General features: G+C 47.4%; 14 protein-coding genes. 5 read left to right on the top strand and 9 right to left on the bottom strand.

Translation table 11 applies throughout. From position 1 onward, the window contains the following. Nucleotides 1-135 precede the first annotated feature (135 nt). Nucleotides 136-1521, top strand: a complete 1386-nt coding sequence (locus tag ICN37_RS02930) for a phosphomannomutase/phosphoglucomutase (protein ID WP_216154722.1) — start codon at nt 136-138, stop codon at nt 1519-1521. Between the two features lie 28 nt (nt 1522-1549). Here ICN37_RS02930 and ICN37_RS02925 read toward each other — a convergent pair whose 3' ends face one another. The 6 genes from ICN37_RS02925 to ICN37_RS02900 form a co-directional block, all read right to left on the bottom strand. Further along, nucleotides 1550-2431, bottom strand: coding sequence for a M23 family metallopeptidase (locus ICN37_RS02925; protein ID WP_216154720.1), 882 nt, complete (start codon nt 2429-2431; stop codon nt 1550-1552). 44 nt (nt 2432-2475) lie between these two features. Further along, nucleotides 2476-2868, bottom strand: a complete 393-nt coding sequence (locus ICN37_RS02920) for a VanZ family protein (RefSeq protein ID WP_255538451.1) — start codon at nt 2866-2868, stop codon at nt 2476-2478. A gap of 82 nt (nt 2869-2950) precedes the next feature. Beyond that, nucleotides 2951-3976 carry a UDP-glucose 4-epimerase GalE gene (galE, locus tag ICN37_RS02915; RefSeq protein ID WP_216154717.1) on the bottom strand — a complete coding sequence of 342 codons (1026 nt, stop codon included), beginning with the start codon at nt 3974-3976 and terminating at the stop codon, nt 2951-2953. 20 nt (nt 3977-3996) lie between these two features. After that, complete coding sequence (locus tag ICN37_RS02910) at nt 3997-8574, bottom strand: YjbH domain-containing protein (protein WP_216154715.1); 4578 nt, start codon at nt 8572-8574, stop codon at nt 3997-3999. Then, nucleotides 8505-9293, bottom strand: a complete 789-nt coding sequence (locus ICN37_RS02905) for a YjbF family lipoprotein (RefSeq protein ID WP_216154713.1) — start codon at nt 9291-9293, stop codon at nt 8505-8507. Before ICN37_RS02905 ends, ICN37_RS02910 begins: the two co-directional genes overlap by 70 nt. A 164-nt stretch (nt 9294-9457) precedes the next feature. Next, complete coding sequence (locus ICN37_RS02900; protein WP_216154711.1) at nt 9458-10177, bottom strand: hypothetical protein; 720 nt, start codon at nt 10175-10177, stop codon at nt 9458-9460. 95 nt (nt 10178-10272) lie between these two features. On the opposite strand from ICN37_RS02900, the gene ICN37_RS02895 reads away from it, so the two are divergent. Together ICN37_RS02895 and ICN37_RS02890 are read left to right on the top strand one after the other, a co-directional pair. Beyond that, nucleotides 10273-10632, top strand: a complete 360-nt coding sequence (locus tag ICN37_RS02895) for a hypothetical protein (protein ID WP_216154709.1) — start codon at nt 10273-10275, stop codon at nt 10630-10632. Nucleotides 10633-10808: 176 nt separating this feature from the next. Further along, on the top strand, nt 10809-11096 hold the full coding sequence (locus ICN37_RS02890; RefSeq protein WP_216154707.1) for a hypothetical protein: 288 nt from the start codon (nt 10809-10811) through the stop codon (nt 11094-11096). 99 nt (nt 11097-11195) lie between these two features. Here ICN37_RS02890 and ICN37_RS02885 read toward each other — a convergent pair whose 3' ends face one another. The 3 genes from ICN37_RS02885 to ICN37_RS02875 form a co-directional block, all read right to left on the bottom strand. After that, on the bottom strand, nt 11196-12968 hold the full coding sequence (locus ICN37_RS02885; protein ID WP_216154705.1) for a hypothetical protein: 1773 nt from the start codon (nt 12966-12968) through the stop codon (nt 11196-11198). A 345-nt stretch (nt 12969-13313) separates the two neighbouring features. Further along, nucleotides 13314-14084, bottom strand: a complete 771-nt coding sequence (locus ICN37_RS02880; RefSeq protein WP_216154704.1) for a hypothetical protein — start codon at nt 14082-14084, stop codon at nt 13314-13316. Then, entirely contained in the window at nt 14071-14883 is an 813-nt protein-coding gene (locus ICN37_RS02875; RefSeq protein ID WP_216154702.1) for a hypothetical protein, read from the bottom strand. The genes ICN37_RS02880 and ICN37_RS02875 overlap by 14 nt, the downstream gene beginning before the upstream one ends. Before the next feature lie 172 nt (nt 14884-15055). Here ICN37_RS02875 and ICN37_RS02870 point away from each other — a divergent pair, with 172 nt between their 5' ends. Then, nucleotides 15056-16840 (top strand): DUF1800 domain-containing protein, encoded by a 1785-nt coding sequence (locus ICN37_RS02870; RefSeq protein ID WP_216154699.1) that lies wholly within the window; start codon nt 15056-15058, stop codon nt 16838-16840. After that, nucleotides 16837-18231, top strand: coding sequence for a DUF1501 domain-containing protein (locus ICN37_RS02865; RefSeq protein ID WP_216154816.1), 1395 nt, complete (start codon nt 16837-16839; stop codon nt 18229-18231). Before ICN37_RS02870 ends, ICN37_RS02865 begins: the two co-directional genes overlap by 4 nt. The last annotated feature ends 46 nt before the right edge of the window (nt 18232-18277 follow it).

Below are 18277 nucleotides of genomic sequence, written 5' to 3'. Positions count from 1 at the left end.
TGAGCGCTCATCAAGGATTGATTGCATTATGACTTCATTGCTTCATTGCTTCATTACTTAATCACTTCATCACAGCATTACTTTATCTCCTCATACCCGCATCATTTCATCAAACCCATTTTTAGAAAAATAGCTATGCAACTCTCTGCCTCCATTTTCAAAGCCTATGACATTCGCGGCATTATTGATCAGACGCTTGATCCTTCAATTGCTCAGCTGATAGGCCAAGCCTTTGGTACTGAAATGCGAGCGCTGGGTGAAACCGATGTTGTGATTGGTCGTGATGGCCGTTTATCCGGTCCAAGTTTAATTGCAGCCTTAACAGAAGGTCTCCTCTCTACTGGTGTGAACGTTATCGATTTAGGAATGGTAGCCACGCCCATGGTGTACTTCGCTGCCAATCACACCATTGCTGGTAAGACTCCTAAGTCTGGCATCATGATTACAGGCAGTCATAATCCACCCAACTACAACGGCTTTAAAATGGTTCTAGGGGGTGCGGCCATTTATGGTGAGCAGATTCAGGCGCTGCGTCAACGCATTGAAGCTAGGCAATTTGTAACTGGCGCAGGAACACGAAGTAGCTTTGATATTTTCCCGATGTATTTAGATTACATCGTGGGCGATATTAAACTTGCTCGCCCCCTGAAAATTGCAGTCGATTGTGGCAATGGTGTAGGTGGCGCATTTGCGGGCAAACTCTTTAGAGCTTTGGGCTGTCAAGTGCAAGAATTATTTTGTGAAGTCGATGGGCATTTTCCAAATCACCATCCGGATCCAGCGCACATTGAGAACTTGCAAGATCTCATTCATAACTTACAAACGACCGATAACGAATTGGGCCTAGCATTTGATGGCGATGCTGATCGTTTAGGGGTAGTGACAAAAGATGGACAGGTGATTTTTCCAGACCGCCAAATGATGTTGTTTGCTAAAGATGTATTATCCCGCCACCCTGGTGGTCAAATTATTTATGACGTCAAATGCACGCGTAATTTAGCAAGCTGGGTTAAACAACATGGTGGTGAGCCACTCATGTGGAAAACAGGTCACTCCTTAGTCAAAGCCAAACTCAAAGAAACCGGGGCCCCTCTTGCCGGTGAAATGAGTGGCCATATTTTCTTCAAAGACCGCTGGTTTGGATTTGATGATGGTCTCTATACCGGCGCGCGCCTACTTGAAATCTTGAGCAAGGAATCCAATCCGAGTGATACCTTAAATCAACTGCCCAATGCAATCTGTACGCCCGAACTGCAGCTTCCTTGCGCTGAGGGCGAACCGTTTACCATTCTGGAGTTTATGAAAGCCAATGCAACTTTTCCGACAGCGCAGTCCATTAATGCGATCGATGGTGTGCGAGTTGAATATGCCGATGGCTTTGGGCTAGCGCGACCATCAAACACCACGCCTGTAGTGGTCATGCGTTTTGAGGCTGATAGCGATGCAGCGATTGCACGCATCCAAGGAGAGTTCAAAATCGCTTTGTTGGCCGCCAAACCTGGAGCAGATCTGCCTTTTTAGTCCTAAAAAGATGCTAATGCGTTCAAAATTACCGGGTGAGTTGCCGGCTATTAGCGGGGTCTTGCCGCACTTCTGATGAGTTTTTACTGAGGTAGATCGGTTTAGGGGTAATTTTTCTTTTGAGACCCCCTTCTGCAGAGGCTTTTAGATCATGGCTATACAAAACGCCAGATGTTTTATTGAGCGCTGCATTGCTAGCTAATTTACGCGGCGTTTTGCGTACATTTTTCGTCTGGACTAAATTCATGGCAGGGTAAGAGCGACGCTCACTAGCATCACTTAGCCCAAGCAAAACTACCGGATCGAGGGGTTGTTGATATTGACGAAACTCAAAATGCAGATGGGGCGTACGTGCGTTACCAGTGGATCCAACTGCCGCAATGATTTGCGACTGGGATACGGCTTGTCCGAGTTGCACATATATTTGTTGCGCATGGGCGTATCGAGTAGTGATGCCGTCTCCATGATCGAGCACCACTAAATTTCCATAGCCTCTAGAAAAGCCGGAATAAATCACTTTTCCCTGCCCTGCAGCCAATATAGGAGTGCCCAATGGGCTGGGAATATCGATCCCTTCATGGTACTTAGATCCCCCTGGGGTATTGCGCATTCCAAAGTCACTCGAAATATCTTGTCTTTGAAGATGCTCCATCCCGCCTAAAATCGCCACACTTTGGGGAATAGCCTGCAGGCTATTAAAATCTCCATAGGCATTACCAACTGCAATCGTATCGACATTACTGGCAACAGTGCGCGGAGATTTTGCCAACGTACGTACTTTTGCTTCCGTATTGGCATGCGCAGCAGGGGTAACCATCGCCATCGATAACAGCAACAGGACTAACTGCACAAAGCGAGTCGCTATGTTGAGTTTGATCTGCTTTGCATCAAATCTGCCGACGAGAGTCATGTTGAATTTCACGTTATTTGCTTTGCACTTTGCACTTTGCACCTTTAAGGCTTCAATGTACGGCGCGATAAAAATAGTATTTTAATGGCAAGTGCGCAGATACACACAAGCACCACCCCCATCGTATCAGCATACCAGTCGTAAACATCGCCTTGGCGCCATCCTGAAAGGGATTGCAATACTTCAATGACGGCTCCGTATATCAACAACCCCCAAAAAATCAGATGGATTCTGGTCGGGTAGGCCAACAAACCCAATAGTGCCAACACCGCGAACACTAAAGCATGTTGCGCCTTATCCCACCAAGAAAAAATCGATTCGTCTGGTAAAAATTCAGTGGGCATTAAAAACAATACTGTAAATAATCCTAATGAGGCATAGAAGGCTGCGATCAAGCTCTTACGCCAAACAGGGTGTTGCCAGATTGCTTTGATCATATGACAGTTACTTTATGAATTCTGAGTGCTTTGGAGTCTAGACTAACGGAGCAGATACCCAAAAAAGGATGGTCTGCATCGATCAGTTAGCCCCCAAACTATTGCAATAGGTCTGCCACTTCCAGGCGCTAGCGCACATGTCTTCTAAATTACGTTCGGTATGCCAATGCAATTCTTGTAAGGCTTTATCTGCTTTCGCATAACAACTTGCAATATCGCCAGCACGCCTGCCCTGAATTTGATAGGCAATCGTATTCCCGCTTGCCCGTTCAAATGCGTGCACCATTTGCAGCACGCTATAGCCCTGACCAGTGCCAAGATTAAAGGTGTTGAATCCATAGTGCTCATTCAGGTAATCAAGCGCTGCTAAATGACCCTGCGCTAAGTCCATTACATGAATGTAATCTCGCACACCCGTACCATCAGGGGTCGGGTAATCATTGCCAAAAACCTGCAGTTGAGGCAGTTTGCCAACCGCTACTTGAGCCACAAATGGCATGAGGTTGTTAGGAATGCCTTGCGGATCCTCTCCGATCAACCCGGAAACATGCGCCCCCACGGGATTGAAGTAGCGCAAGTTTGCAATTTGCCAGCGAGCTTGCTTGCCAACATCACTTTGCGCTACATCCTGTAGCAACTGTTCAATTTGGAGCTTATTTCTGCCATACGGATTAGTGGGTACAGTGGGATGCGCTTCATCAATCGGCAAATACTGCGGATCGCCATAGACACAAGCACTACTAGAAAACACGATGCGATAAATTTGCGCACGTTCCATTGCCTGCAATAAGCTGATAGCACCTTGCACGTTCGCTGAATAATACGCAATGGGCTTTTGCGAAGATTCTCCTACTGCCTTTAATCCCGCAAAATGAATAACTGCATCTATCTGCTCTTCCTTGAGCACACTAGTGAGCAACTCGGTATCGCGCACATCGCCCTCGATCGCTTTGAGGGGTTCTCCTAAAATGTTTTGTAATCGTTGGACTACCGTTGGCTTGCTATTGGAGTAATTGTCGTAGAGGACTACGCGGTGACCCGCTTGAGCCAACACCACCGCAGTATGACTGCCAATGTATCCTGCTCCGCCAGTCAGTAATATATTCATAAGCAATATCTCAAAAAAAATTATTCTGCCAACTGCCACTGACCTGTCGTCAAGGCACGACCGTCGCGAGAATTGGTTAAGTTATACAAGGGGTACTTGCGATAGAGCATTGCACCACCATCACGAATCAATGGTGTCCACAAGAGATTGGCTACTGAATCAGAATGACGTGCGAAGAAGGCATCAAACGGTATAGCAATATAAACACCTTTGTCGAAGCTTCCCTCACCGAACTGTGAATAACTCACATTAGTACGGGTGACATAAGCACCAATTTTTACACCGTTCTGGAATACTCTCGACAAATCGAGCGTACCACCTCGATCTCCTGCCAGGTATTGCCCGAAACTCAACTTCACCAATATATCTTCTAGGCCTGTATCCCAATATCCCGTGATATGTCCTGTGTTAACGCTATAGCTTTGTAAAGAGGTCCACTGATTAAATTGACGTTGTCTCACTCGGTTAGCATCCACACCAACAGCAAAACGGCTACTGCTTGGACGATAGAGATATTCACCACCGGCACCGGCAAACATCATTTCTAAATAACCCGCATACGCACTCGCAAAATGATCGCCACCGAGTTGGAAAGTACGGGTTGCCTGAAGGTTCGGCATCGTTGCCACTGAAGTCGTCATATATTGACGAATATCGGTTCGCACTGGGGGCAAGTTCGTAGGACCCGTGTAATTAAACTTACCAAAGTTATCCAGAAGTCGGGCGCTTACCGTTCCCGTTAACCAAGTATTGCGATCAAAGCTATAGGTGCCATCTGCAGTAGCTGAAATGGCAAAGAGCAAGGGGGTATCAGGTCCACCAATCACCTGGAAATAAGACAAACCGAGATCCCCGTCATACGGTTTGTGATCGAGTTTGCCCCACACTCTACCAGTGGGCGCTTTTGCCACTGCATCTGAATTGAGGGGCTCGATAGCAGGCTTCTTCTGCGAAGGCGGTAGCAATTGAGTCTGACTTAACATCCACTGCACTCGATCTACTTTGTAATCAGAAACAAGCAAGCCCTTGTTATAAAACTCCAACAGGAAATCCTGAATATTGGGTGGCGCATCGCGATGCAATACACCCACACCGCGATCAATGCGCTCGCGCAAATATACGCCACTCGCATCATTAAACTGCACTATCCAAGTATTACCGGCATCTCGGATGTCATTTACTTGCCAGCCAGTTTGCGTTTGCAAATCTAACAAAGTTTGGGTTGGTGGAATCTGCCCTGCGGTACTCACCTGATTTGGGCGAGCTACGGTTCGTGTCGATGGATTGAGTGCTTGCAAGTTTGGCGCCACAACGGCTGCGGTATTTGCGCTCAGATTATTACTTGGATTGCTGCCGAAATTCATCGCTGATGTGCTGATTGAAGTCGTTGAACTTGGTACGACCGCATTCCCAGAATTAGCCACTGCTTTTGGGGTTTTATTAACACCTTTCACGGCAAACGGATTACTGAGATCTACTCGCAAATTCGGATCTGAAGAAATCGTATCAGCACTAAATGAAGTCTTCACGGTGCCTGCGGGGGTATTATCTCCGCGCAGCGGCGCTTGATATCCAATCGCCTTTAATTCCACAGGAACTGGTCTAGCTTCTGCTAATTTTGGCGCAGCCAATTGGTCGAGTCGTTCATGTAAAGTAATGCCAACCATAAAGGTATTGCCACCGCGCAAGCCTGCCGTGAAATCAAAATTTTTGGTTTGATACGCAGCGCCAAAGTTCAATGGAGTTTTGGTGGGTAAGGTTGCGCCAAAAGGCTCGTGTTGGTAGTTATTACCATCAAGCTCAGCCTTTAATACAAGTCCATCGATCGGGGTGTGGTATTGCAAGCCACCCATCAGGGCTGCGGGGCCATAGAAATAATTACCACTAAGGTTTCCGCCCTCACCCACTACGGGTGGAGGTCTTGTCGCATAGGCAGAAGAAATTTTCTTAAACGGGTTAGGAATGTTATTACGCGACCCCAGATAACCCCAGCCCATACCCAAACTAAAGTCAAAATTACTGACGCGCTTATTGGCGACTAAATATTCACCAGAGAATAAACCGGTACCTAAAATATCGCGTCCACCCAGAGCGATTTCGGGGATATAGGCACTCTCTTTCCAAAGTCTAAATTTGATGTCAAAACTTTTATCTTTGTAAGTCTGACTGCTGTAAGAGCCGTAGGGAATATTATTGATGTTGGTATAGCGAAATCCAAACTCAGCAAAATCAACTGGCGTTAAGAAAAAGTTTAATTGCCCATACGGATTAGCATTGCTTAGGCCCAAGGAGGCGGTACCCGCTGGCGCAATGCGGGCAGTTGGGGTTTCTAGTAAACCCACTTCTCCCCAAATGCTGCGAGTAAGCGGCAAATCACGCGAAGTCATATATCGATCATCAACCGATAAAATCGGTGGGCGACGCAAATTTGCATCCTTATCTGGACTCATGGCATCGCCAGAGACCTCTTGAGTTGCCAAGAATGCTGCAAGCTGTTCTGAAAATGCTCTGGCATCGCTATCTGACCAGCCAGAGCTACGTGGTGGCGCCCAAATCCAAGCACCTGGGGCTGGCAGATCTTGTTTGGCTTCATTCCAATCGGCAGTCGGCACTACGCGTATCTTGCCATCTGGCTCAATCACCCAAGCCCAGTCAGCCGCTACACTTTGCGCGCGACACGCACGATAGTATTGACGGGTTTCAACGTTAGGCTGGTATCGCACCTTACATAACAAACCATCACTGCGAATCACCGTAATACTCTCTGGTGTAGGCGGTATCCGAATTTCTTCTCCAGCTTGCAAAATCGGATCGAGTTGAGGGTTAATTTCTAAATAGCGTGCGCTAGTACTAGGTAAGAGTGCCCTACCAGTCACAGGCATGCTCTCGATTAATTCACGCAGCGCATTACGAGACTGATCAAACGAGCCTTCCGAGCGTGGCGCTTTGAGTTTATTTAAGGTTTCTAGCAAGACATCTTTTTGCCGCGTTTGTGCAGGAATTTCAGAAGGAACTATCCAAGCCATCCCCAGTAAATAGGGATCGGGTTTTTCTGAGGGCCGAGGATCTGCAGCAACTTTGGGTTTTTCAGTTCCACTGGTGTTTGTATCATCCGCAGTTTGTTTGCGACGCTGATCCTGAATCAACCATTCGCTTAAACGCATCCCCGCTACTGCAGCGGGTTCCTCTTGCGCACTTGCAGTAGTGACTTCAGTAATAGGCGCAGTAACGGCAGTTACTGGCTTACTATCTTGTGCGCTATTGATGTTCTTTGCACTCTTACTTGCTTTAGTATTTTTTCGATTGTTCTTATTCGTAATCTCACTAGCTGGGGATGTCTCCACTGTATTACTTGCGGCAGTGCTTGATGAAGCGCTTGCAGAGGTATTTGCAGGGTTATTTGCTTGTACCACTACGATTTCACCAACTGCTTGCGCACTCATCTGTTGATCGATGTTTACGGTTTTAATGTTGCTTGTGTTTGCAGCCACCGCTTTATCTGTCGACTTCATTGCCGTATCTTGCTTATCTTGCTTTGCTACGACAGCAGTAATTGCAGCAGTTCTTGCCGGCATGACCGTCACGGTTCTTACGCCCGGTCCCGGGCCTGGAGCCCAAGCTAGTGCTGGACCAGCACTAGCCCCCGCACTTTGTCCTTCGCTTGATCCCAAAGTAAACCCAGCGCTTGCTCCTGCACTCGCACCAGCACTGACTGGACCCAAGTGATCTTGTAAAGATCGGGCACTTACGTTGCTGTTTGTATTGTTGTTCGCGCTGTTGGTAACCTTGGTATTGGAATTCGCGCTTGCGTTTAACTTGTGATTGGCTTTTTTATTTGTCTTCTGACTATCAACCGATACTGAATTTGTTGTTGCGTTTGTTGTTACATTCGTAGTTGCCGTAACTTTTTCTGCACCTGTGTCTATCTTCGCCTCTGCTTTAGTTTCTGCTTTAGATTCTGCAGGAGAAGAAGTGACAGCAGAAACAGGGGTAGAAACAGGAGCAGCGAGGGCTGTTGCGCCACTTCCAGGACCAAGCGGCAAGATAATGCCAGAACTGAGGCCTGCGCCCGCACCTAAGCCAGGAGAATTGAATTCCGCACGCTTTTTGACTTTCTTGGGCGCTGTAGTAGCGCCAGTTGTAGGATCTGGCACCGCTTGAGCACCCGCACTATCGTCTGGCAATGGTGCTTGCGCTTGCGCGTGTTGCACGATCAAGGTTGAAGCAAAAATACAGATACTGAGCGTACTGGCTAATAATCGCTGATACAAGTTGTACTCATGCTCGTAGGCGTTATTTTTGTTGGCGTTATCTTTGTTGACTTTAGCAAAGCGTGCCGCTAGTGACTGGAGATCCGCGCGCTGCGCTAACCGAGATAGTTCCAAGCGCTTGGACAGTGTTGCAAGCGTAGCTGAACTCCACAGCAATGCACTCCGAATCTTTCCCTCAAGCATGTTCATTTGCATGAGCTGCGTTATCCGCATTACTTGCTTGTTTTGTTTGATAAGAATGATCAAGCTCATCATGATCAGGACTTCTGTGCAGAAGGTGGCCATGGCCACACTTGCCACGATAAACAATATGAAGGCATCAAGCATTGCCTGCCATACACAAGTTTGTTGCTCGGAGTGCTGATATCAATGGCATACGTTGCTGCCAAGGGCGCCAAGCCTGGATTGTCCATCACTTGCACCTTAGGTATTACACGCTCTTCTACCCATTGCAAGTTTTGAGAATAAGGGCCTTCTCTTAGCCGCTTAGGCGCTGAATCAGGCGCCTGCGCCAGCGGACGCATGAGTATTTGCTCTTCAATTTGTGCTCGATACCCTGGCATCACGGTTCGAATACGGGTGTAGCTTAAGGGGTTTTTTAAATTACGGTAGGGTTTAGCAATCGAAAATTGAGATTCCTCCAGCAATTTAGGATTTAGTGCTGCCGCTACTGGCGGCGCATCGATTAACTTGACTTCTATCCAGTTCACATCCAAGCCATGCGTACTGAGCAGACGCCCATTTTGAATACGAATTGTCTCGCGCGCCGCAGAATACCAAACCTCAGTCAATCCCTTTTCTTGTGGATCAATATAACCAAGGACTAATAAGGCGGGGTTACCATTGACGTCGGCACGCAAATAGGTAAAACGTGGATCCAGTGGATAGGAATCGATAACCGTATTGGGGTTGGTGAAGGTCAGTTTGAGAGATTCGTAAATCGCCGCCTGATTACCGGTGCAAGCACCCAAGCTTAGTAAGACTAAACCTGCAATGAGATGCCACAACAGCTGATGTGTGCGAAGTAATAAATTAGCAGGTCTCAAAAACAAAATCACCTAAATTCAAATGCAACGTTTACACCAATCAACTGGCACATAAAAAAACCGACTTTGCGGTCGGCTCATACACACTTCATATTGTAAATCTGAAAATCGACCTGCTCATAGATTTCATCCGCTTTCGGATGATCTCGTGTGCAGTCAATTGATTATTTAGGCGCTACAGTACCAGTAGTACCGCTACCACTCTTATTGCTCAGCGCAGCGACTGCTACACCAGCAACGGCCGCTAAACCAATCGCACCAGCCACACTTAAACCGCCAACAGCTGCAAGGCCGGCAGCCGTTGCGCCAACGCCTGCTGGTATACCCACGGTACTAATTGCTGCAGCAGTCGTCCCTACGCCAGCTGCGCCTCCCGCAGCAGTGACTGCAGTTGTTGCTGCTGTTGTGGAAGTAGCGCCCAATCCTGAACCCGCAGAACCTGCACCAACACCCACACTACTACCAAAAGGAGCACCAACACCAGCAAAAACACCAGAACCTGACCCCACCGCCGCAACTGGTGCAACCCCAGCGCCTGCGCCAACGCCTGCACCAGCAGTTGTAACCGCTGTTCCGACACCGGCGCTACTGCCAGCACCAGCGCCAGCACTTAAGACTCCACCAGAACTTGAACCAGCGCCTCCAGCTACCGCGCCAGAATTAAATGCCGGCGCACCCCCTAAAAACTGAGCATGAGCAGAGGACCCAAAGAGGGTAAAAAAAGCAAAGGAGAGATTAAATACCCCAACCAATACCGCTCGAGGTCTGGAGACAGTAGAAACAGTAGCCCCGCAAACCCTGAATAAAGCTGGGCGCACCACCAAAGTATTGATTGGTTGTGTCTGAGCAGCTTGTCTAGAGAGTGTTGTGAGAGGGTTTTTCAAAAAATAATCAATCTATATTTGGTATAGGCACAGTATATTATGTATTATCGATATGTGCAAAATTTAGCTATATTTAATCAATTTATCCCCAAAATATGAACTCCACTATTAAACACTCCAAATTGCGTCATTTACCGCTTGTCGGTTTAATCTTAAGCTTAAGTCTTGTTTTCGGACTTAGCGCTTGCGGCAATATGTATTACGACAAGAGTGCGATCTCCGATCAGCCGGACCTCCAAAACCCTCCTCGCCTTTATCGCGCTGGCAACCAAAATCAACTGGAATGGGACCGTCCCGCTGCGTTTGGCCGTGTACCACCTCACCTTCAGGCTCGTGGCAATGTGGTTTGCTCGATTTTGGGTAAAGACGTTACCGCGCTGGGCTATAACCCAAATGCCATAGATCAAAACGGCAAAACAATACCTGGCGGCGGCTACTTCTGCGGTCGTGTCTAAAACCCATGCTGTTGTTTTTGAATCAATGTGTCAGGCTAGCAACATAAAATATTGCTATACTTCACGAGATTGTTGATAGATGACCTTCCTTTGAGGATAATCTGTCGGTTAATGATTGCTGCATTGATAAATTTAATTACATACTTATAAGCGTTATTCCTCTGAAAGGTTGCATCATGCGTTCATCCGTCAAGACTTCACCCAAAACATTGATGAAAGTGCTTGCGATTGCCGGTATTACAGGCTCTTTTGCTCTAGCCTCTTCTGTTTTTGCCCAATCCGCTCAGCAACGCCCTGCGCCTTCCACTAACCAAATCAACGGCACTTTCGGTGGTACACAAGCCTCAGAACGTCCTGCCACCCCACCAGCACCCGGTTCCGGTATTGCTGTGGATGGTGGTACTGCTGGTGTCGTTGTGAATAACTACAACTCTAGCTACAACACAGTGACCGTGAATAAATAAGGCATCACCAAGATGTTGTATGCCAGCTTGATTTAAACAAGTTGGTGACATAAAAAAACCCGCATCTAGCGGGTTTTTTTATGATCTTCAGCAGCCGAATTAGTTCGGGGTAGCCAATACAAAGGCATCCTTATCCCAAATACCGGTCTCTGCTAAGGTTCCATCAGCCAAATAAAGCTTGCCCTTACCATTGCGTACGTGGTCCTTAAACTCACCTACATACTTCTCACCAGTTGGGTAAATCAATGTGCCATTACCGCTGCGGCTGCCCGCTACAAAGCTACCGGTGTACTTCTCTCCGGATGGGTTTGAGTAAGCACCCTGGCCATCAAACTTACCGCCTTTGAAGTTGCCGTTATAAGTACCGCCATCTGCAAACTTAAAGCTTCCTTGACCATCAAATGCGCCATCGGCAAACATTCCGGTGTAGCTCTCGCCATTCGTCAGCTTTAAGTTGCCTTCACCATTAAATTTGCCATTCTTAAAGTTGCCGGTGTAAACCTCGCCAGTAGCTAAGACTAATTTGCCTTTGCCATCACGTTGGCCATCTTGCCACTCGCCGGTATATTGGTCACCATTCGGGAATAGATATGTTCCATCACCCTGACGCTTGTCATTCATGAACATACCTTGATATTTACCACCATCGGCATACATCACATCAGCAAAACAATTAGTCTTCACGCCTGTAGGGGGGCAGGAAGCCATTCCCTTGATATTTGGAGGAGGTAATGTCTCGACTTTATTGGCTGTTGAAGCTGCCACTACTGCCGTAGTTGCTGCCGCAGTTGCTGCCGCAGTTGCTGCAACACCCGCTACAGCTGCCGCAGGCGGGACTACGGCAGCCGGTGGAGGCGCTACTGGGACAGGAGCTGGTGGTGGTACTGGCACTGAAGAAGTGACCGCTGTACCTGGAGGAATAGGTGTTTCAGTAACGATGTAGTAAGGGGTTGGCTCAACATAAGCGGGCGCCACGGCTTTGGGGGCTACCTTAGGCGCAACTGTCGCTGGTGTAGTTGTTGTCGCTATTGGCGCCTTAGGAGCTGCCTTAGGGGCCACAGGCTTTTCAGCAACGGCAACCGGCTTTTCAGCGACGGCAATAGATTTACGCTCGCTGGCTAACTGTGCCTCGAGCTCTCTTTGCTTGCGATTACCCTCATTAATTTCTTTTTTCAGGTTGGCAAACTCTTCATTGATTTGTTGACGCTCTCTGGCTTGCAATGCTTCTAGGGCTTGCTGCTTGAGTTTGGTGTCAATTAATTCACGTCTTAAGCTCTCCACTTCCTGAGCAGTTGCGCCACTGACAGCGACTGTACCCACAGCAGCACCCGCCAATGCAGCACCAGCTACTTGCCTGGTCGGCTCTGCTTGAGCAACAACGAGTTGATTGTTTTCCCAAATACCAGACTTGGCAATGCTGCCATTACGGCGATACAAGGTTCCAGGGCCATTGCGTGCATCATCACGGTATTGACCAATAAACTTTTCACCATTAGCGGCAGTATAGGTTCCCTGGCCATCTAAACGACCATCACGGTATCCACCTTCATAGCGGCTACCATCGGCATAGACATAGACGCCATAACCATCCGGCTCATCATTCTTAAACTCACCGGTATAGCGATCGCCATTGGGATAATTAATACTTCCTTGACCGCTACGCAGTCCATTCACAAATCCGCCCACATAGCGCTGACCGTTTGGGTAACGCAACTGCCCAATACAATTATCTTTCACTCCATAAGCGGAGCAATTGGGCAATCCCGACTGTGCCTGGGCAATTTGGCTTTGACCAGCCATGCCAGCTATGAGCACGAAAGCTAAGGAGGCAAAGGGGGATTTTTTGAAGGGGTTTGTTATTAAAATAGTCATGGATTGTAATTTACCAAAATATATTCAAAATCGCAAAAAACGCCCTAAATATTAGCACTTTAGCGAGCCTAACATCCACAAATTGCTTTCCCATTCAGGCAATGTCTTAGATTCGTTTCTTAAGTTGCCCTATTTGAGCCGCAATTCTCCAAAATAATGCCCTCACAGAACACTTTATGGCCTTTGAGCACCTTTTCTAGACTGCTATACCAAGGGCAATTTGAGGATTGCTAGTTCCATAAACGACAAAGTCAAAGGATTTGGAATTGATACAAATCCTTTGACTAGGGTAAGGACTCAGAACAGTCTGTTGCTGTTACGGCTTGTTGTTATTGCAGCCTATTATTATTTAATTGGGGTAGTCTGGAAAACATTCAAATCATCCGGATTTTGCGCTCCCGGCTTAATCGTCAAAATGAAAGTCCAGACAAAATTCGATTCGATCACCTTGAGTTGATTTTTTACCCTATCTTTGCTGCCAGTATCGTCATATACCTTGACATAAAATTTACATTGATTACGTCTGCCATAGTTAATGTATCCATTTGTGGCTGATTTAAATTCAGACACAGAAAGTGGGCGCTCTAAAGGTGGCTGAATCGGCATGTCGGTTCGTAATTGCGCACGTAGTTTCTCGGGCGCAGTATCAAACAAGACTAAGCCATCATTCTTAATTCGAATATCAAAGATATAAGGGGTTTGACCATTATTGTTTTTCGCGTAACAAGGAGGCGGCACTTCCACATTGCCCATCTTTGCCATTTCTGCTTTGAGTTTATTAAGTTCACTTTGTAATAAAGCTAATTCTGCGGCTACTTGCTCAACCGTTTTATCCCCAAATATCCTTTTAAAGTCCAAGCCTATTTGTAAAATCTTAGGGTCTACCACCACTTTTGGTGTCTCCTCTTTCTGAGGTGCGGCGACCTGTGCCTTAATCATGGCTGAACGCTTGAGCAATACACCAGACATCGCTAAGACCACAGCAAACAAGATCAACAGAATAATTTCTGCGATCGTCAGCCCTAAAACAACCCCACGGCGACGGCCTTCTCGAGCAGCGCCTTCAGCGCGGCTGGTTGAGTTACTAGCTGAGCCCTTGTGATCACTTGACGACACGATCACTCTCTCTATGCAAAGCTTCATCCGCGGACTGAGATGTTGTGAATGCTCTCAAAGTATTTTTAAGAGTGGAAATCGCCTGTACTGAAGCGCGGGTTTCTTGATCAAGTTGACTGTTTTTTTCATGAAACTGCTGATACGCAGTTTGCGTTTCTTCAAGCGATTGCACGAGACTTTGACTGCTGGTGCGCACGCTGTAGACCAGTTGCTCAAGGGCTTGTGCAGTGGTAACTACTTGGCTATGAAGTTGGGTAGCCGATTGCGTTAATGAGGCGCTTAGTTGCGCGCTTTCGCTAGCGAGCGCTTTTGCTTGATTGAGCATGACTTCACGCAAGGCAAGCTCATCTTGAGTAGCTTGATCAACCATGCTCGGCGCCTCTTCTGCATCTTCTTCATGGGTTTGATTAAAGTACACCCGCCCGATTACGCCAATTAATGTAGATGAGAGCGCAATTCCAAAATTCTGAATAATTTCGTCGATCTCATTACTGGCAGAGGAAAATTTATATAAGGTGTAAGCCAAACTCACGAGGGTAAGCAAAAAACCTAAGTAGTAAATGTTATCGCCCAAAATTTCTGGACGAATATCAGTTTTAGAATGCGAGCAATAAGTGATATAACTCAGCACCACTACCAAGAAGAGCAAGATGGAATAAAAAGCGGGAATGCCTAGCTCTTTCAAAGTCACCGTGCCAAATGCACCGCATAAAAAAGCAACAATAAATCCAATCCGCTGACCATCAAACCAATTAAAACGATCTAAGGGATTGCTAGAGTCAAATGATGATTTGTCCATATTTGCCTTTGATAATTGCTTTTCATAAATGTTTAAATACACAGCTTGAAAATAACTTTACTAGACTATTTTGCAAGCGTGTTAATCATTTTTACCACATTCAAGAGTCTTTTCTGAATAAATGAAAGCGCTTGGGTCGGTTCGTTTCTAAATTGGTTTAATCTCACTCTGGATGACTACTTCATTGACACAATCACAGCCCCTGCAAAAGAGCGCCAAGCTTAGGCAGCGAAAACCCACGACTAAACAAACCAAGGCGGATGCCAAGCTCAACCCCAAAGCTTCGGCATCAACTGGTGGACTGGCGTCTAGTCGGGCTTTGGCTAAATCGATCTCTCCTAGTGTTGCCTTAAACCGGCTGGCTTTCGGGCCTGACGTTTTTAGCCTGCGCCAGCTAGAGACCCAAGGTTATGAAGCGTGGCTCACAGAACAACTCAATCCGGTTGAAGCGCTCGATACTCGTTGTCATGAGCAGCTCTCTAGCTTTACTCTGCCCATTAAATATGGTGAACATAAAGACGGTCTATGGCCTGCCGTCGATGAAATCCGCCCCTTCACCTGGCTTGATGCCTCCTCAGAACAACTCATGAATATCACCCCGCCTGGCAAACAGGTAAGCGGAGAAGAGCAATGGCGCCCCGCTCGGGAAGTGATGTGCGCCACCTTAATCCGGTCGGTCTATAGCCAATGGCAGTTACGTGAAGTCATGACGGCGTTTTGGCATCAGCACTTTAATGTCAATATTGGCGTTGGTGGCCCTACTTTGCTAACCTTTCCGGTCTACGATCGCGAGGTGATTCGGGCTAATGTCTTTGGTAACTTTCGGCAGATGTTAGAAGCGGTTGCCAAAAGCGCAGCGATGCTCAATTATTTGAATAATCGCTCCTCGCGCGCAGGTGCTCCGAATGAAAACTACGCCCGTGAACTCTTCGAATTGCACACCATGGGTAGTCCTGCTTATCTGAATACTTTGTATAACCAATGGCGCAAAGTCCCTGGGGCTCTGACCGGCAAGCCTGCTGGCTATATTGATCAAGATGTCTATGAGGCAGCAAGAGCCTTTACTGGTTGGTCCATTGCTGATGGTACCGGCATTGGCAATGGCAAAAATCTACCTCGCACCGGTGAGTTTGTGTATGTCGATGCTTGGCACGATCAATATCAAAAACGAATTTTGGCTAGCGAAATTGATCCTTATCAAGGCCCCATGAAAGATGGTCTGCGCGCTTTAGATTTAACCGCTTACCATCCCGCTACTGCTTTTTATCTCTCACACAAATTGTGCACTCGCCTGCTCTGTGATAATCCTCCTGAGAGCCTGGTCAAAAGCGCCGCTCAAGTATGGATGGCCAATCAAGAACACCCTAGGCAAATTGCTAAAGTGGTAGAACATATTGCGCTTAGTAAAGAATTTGCCACTACTCACAGCACCAAAGTGAAACGCCCAACAGAACTCATGGCTAGTTATGTGCGTGCCTTGCAACAACATAGCGGCAACGCTAATAGCCTTAATAACCCCAACCCCAATCCCTACCCCTTCAAGCCAACCATGGGGGCCATCAATCATCTGAGCGCGTGTGGTCAACCGCTATTTGGCTGGAACACGCCTGCCGGTTTGCCCGATGTCAATGCACGTTGGTTAGGCGCAAACGCTTTGTGGCAACGCTGGAATCTGCTCGCTGGCCTCACGGATAATTGGTGGGGCTGCGGCAACATTGATGCGTTTGCTTTGCATGATCAAGCTAAAGAAACCAGAACTACAAAAGTATTTGCTAATCAATGTGCAAACCAGATTCTGAAATCTCCAGATTCATCAACAACTGCGCTGCTCAGCGAGCAACTGACTAAAGCTGCTGGGGCTGCTGGGCAAAAACCCGATGCGCCACTCACTAATGCAGCATTAGCCAAACGCATGCTCGCATGGTCTGCGATGACACCCGAGTTTCAGCTACGATGAACACAAAACTGATTCTCTCTCGTCGTGAATTTATCAAAGCTGCGAGTGCTGCCGGTTGCTTACTGCCCTTATCGGGCGTCAGTCAGCTGGTCTGGGGGCAAGGGGCACAAAGCGCAAGCTCGTCCTCACAGAGCACCTTAAGCACCAGTTCAAGATCCTCTTCAAAGTCTCCTTTATTAGTCACAGTCTTTTTGCGCGGTGGCGCCGATGGTCTAAATTTAGTTAGCCCTGCAAATGACCTTGATTTTATTGAGGCCAGGCCAGCGGATTTACGCGTCGCTGATGCAGGAGGACGCGCGGGATTTTTATTAAATCAATCGACCTCGCCTAACCTAGGGGCAACCAGTTTTTATCTCCATCCCGAAGCCACTGGTTTAGCGGAGCTGTATCAAGCTAAACACTTGGCAGTCATTCATGCGGTGGGCATTACCGATGCTACGCGCTCGCATGAAGAAGCGCAAAGCATGATTGAGCGGGGTGCGAGTTCAATCAAACAAGATCGCAATGCTCTGCAAATTCCAGGTTGGATGTCGCGCTCTGTGGCCAATCATCACAGTCGCCCTGGATCGAATGCGGGCTTCATTCCAGCGTATGCGCCAAGTACGATTACGCCCCTGGCTTTAGAAGGGATTAATAATTCGTTAATTGCGCCCGATCTCAATGCAGGCCTCAATGTTCCTTGGGGCAAGCCAACTCAGGAGTTTTTACGAGCTATGTCTAACGCGGCAGCCGACTCCAGCGTCATGAATACCGCTATGCTCGATGCCTTAAATATGCAAGACAGTATTAACCAGTCGATTGTGCGTGATACCACCGGCAAAGTGTTGCCTTATCAACCCAGCGGCACTGCTAACTATGATGGCGCCGGCGAACTGGCGCGCTCCTTTTCTTCGATTGCACGTTTAGCCAAAATGCAAGTGGGCTTGCAAGTAGCCAATATTGATTTTGGTGGTTGGGATACACACGAGAATCAAAGTGGTCACTTTAGTAATCAAGTTAGACAACTCTCTAAAGGGATGTCCGCATTTTATGAAGACATGCAAGCGAGCAATCAAAGTGTTACGGTGATTGTGATGACTGAGTTTGGACGCAGAGTGCGCTCCAATAAAAGTAATGGCACTGATCATGGTCATGGTGCCTGCTGGTTTGCAATGGGCGATCAAATTCAGGGTGGACAAGTGCTCGGCACCTGGCCAGGCTTAGCGACCAAGCAAATGGATCAAGGCTTAGATTTAGCCGTTACCACCGACTATCGCCAAGTTCTCTCTGACGCATTGCGCGTTAGCCAACTCAATGAGCCAGCATCGCTTCCAGGTTGGAGCAGCAACACTGCTAGCAATGGAGCAAAAGACACGAGAGTAATTAAACCACTGGGTTTGTTTAAAAGTTAAAAGTTCTTCAGCCAAATGCCATCATGTAGACTGGGTTAAGAATTCT

This window comes from Polynucleobacter sp. P1-05-14 (genome assembly GCF_018881675.1).
Taxonomy (GTDB): domain Bacteria; phylum Pseudomonadota; class Gammaproteobacteria; order Burkholderiales; family Burkholderiaceae; genus Polynucleobacter.
The sequence above is the reverse complement of the archived record's forward strand: the minus strand, read 5'-3'. Positions and strand labels throughout refer to the sequence as shown.

Excerpts from the sequence above, each read along its gene's own strand:
- ICN37_RS02875 (WP_216154702.1), bottom strand. The coding sequence starts at position 14,883 with ATGGACAAATCATCATTTGACTCTAGCAATCCCTTAGATCGTTTTAAT.
- ICN37_RS02930 (WP_216154722.1), top strand. The coding sequence starts at position 136 with ATGCAACTCTCTGCCTCCATTTTCAAAGCCTATGACATTCGCGGCATT.
- ICN37_RS02865 (WP_216154816.1), top strand. The coding sequence starts at position 16,837 with ATGAACACAAAACTGATTCTCTCTCGTCGTGAATTTATCAAAGCTGCG.
- ICN37_RS02870 (WP_216154699.1), top strand. The coding sequence starts at position 15,056 with ATGACTACTTCATTGACACAATCACAGCCCCTGCAAAAGAGCGCCAAG.
- ICN37_RS02925 (WP_216154720.1), bottom strand. The coding sequence starts at position 2,431 with ATGACTCTCGTCGGCAGATTTGATGCAAAGCAGATCAAACTCAACATA.
- ICN37_RS02890 (WP_216154707.1), top strand. The coding sequence starts at position 10,809 with ATGCGTTCATCCGTCAAGACTTCACCCAAAACATTGATGAAAGTGCTT.
- ICN37_RS02895 (WP_216154709.1), top strand. The coding sequence starts at position 10,273 with ATGAACTCCACTATTAAACACTCCAAATTGCGTCATTTACCGCTTGTC.
- ICN37_RS02920 (WP_255538451.1), bottom strand. The coding sequence starts at position 2,868 with ATGATCAAAGCAATCTGGCAACACCCTGTTTGGCGTAAGAGCTTGATC.
- ICN37_RS02910 (WP_216154715.1), bottom strand. The coding sequence starts at position 8,574 with ATGCTTGATGCCTTCATATTGTTTATCGTGGCAAGTGTGGCCATGGCC.
- galE (WP_216154717.1), bottom strand. The coding sequence starts at position 3,976 with ATGAATATATTACTGACTGGCGGAGCAGGATACATTGGCAGTCATACT.
- ICN37_RS02885 (WP_216154705.1), bottom strand. The coding sequence starts at position 12,968 with ATGACTATTTTAATAACAAACCCCTTCAAAAAATCCCCCTTTGCCTCC.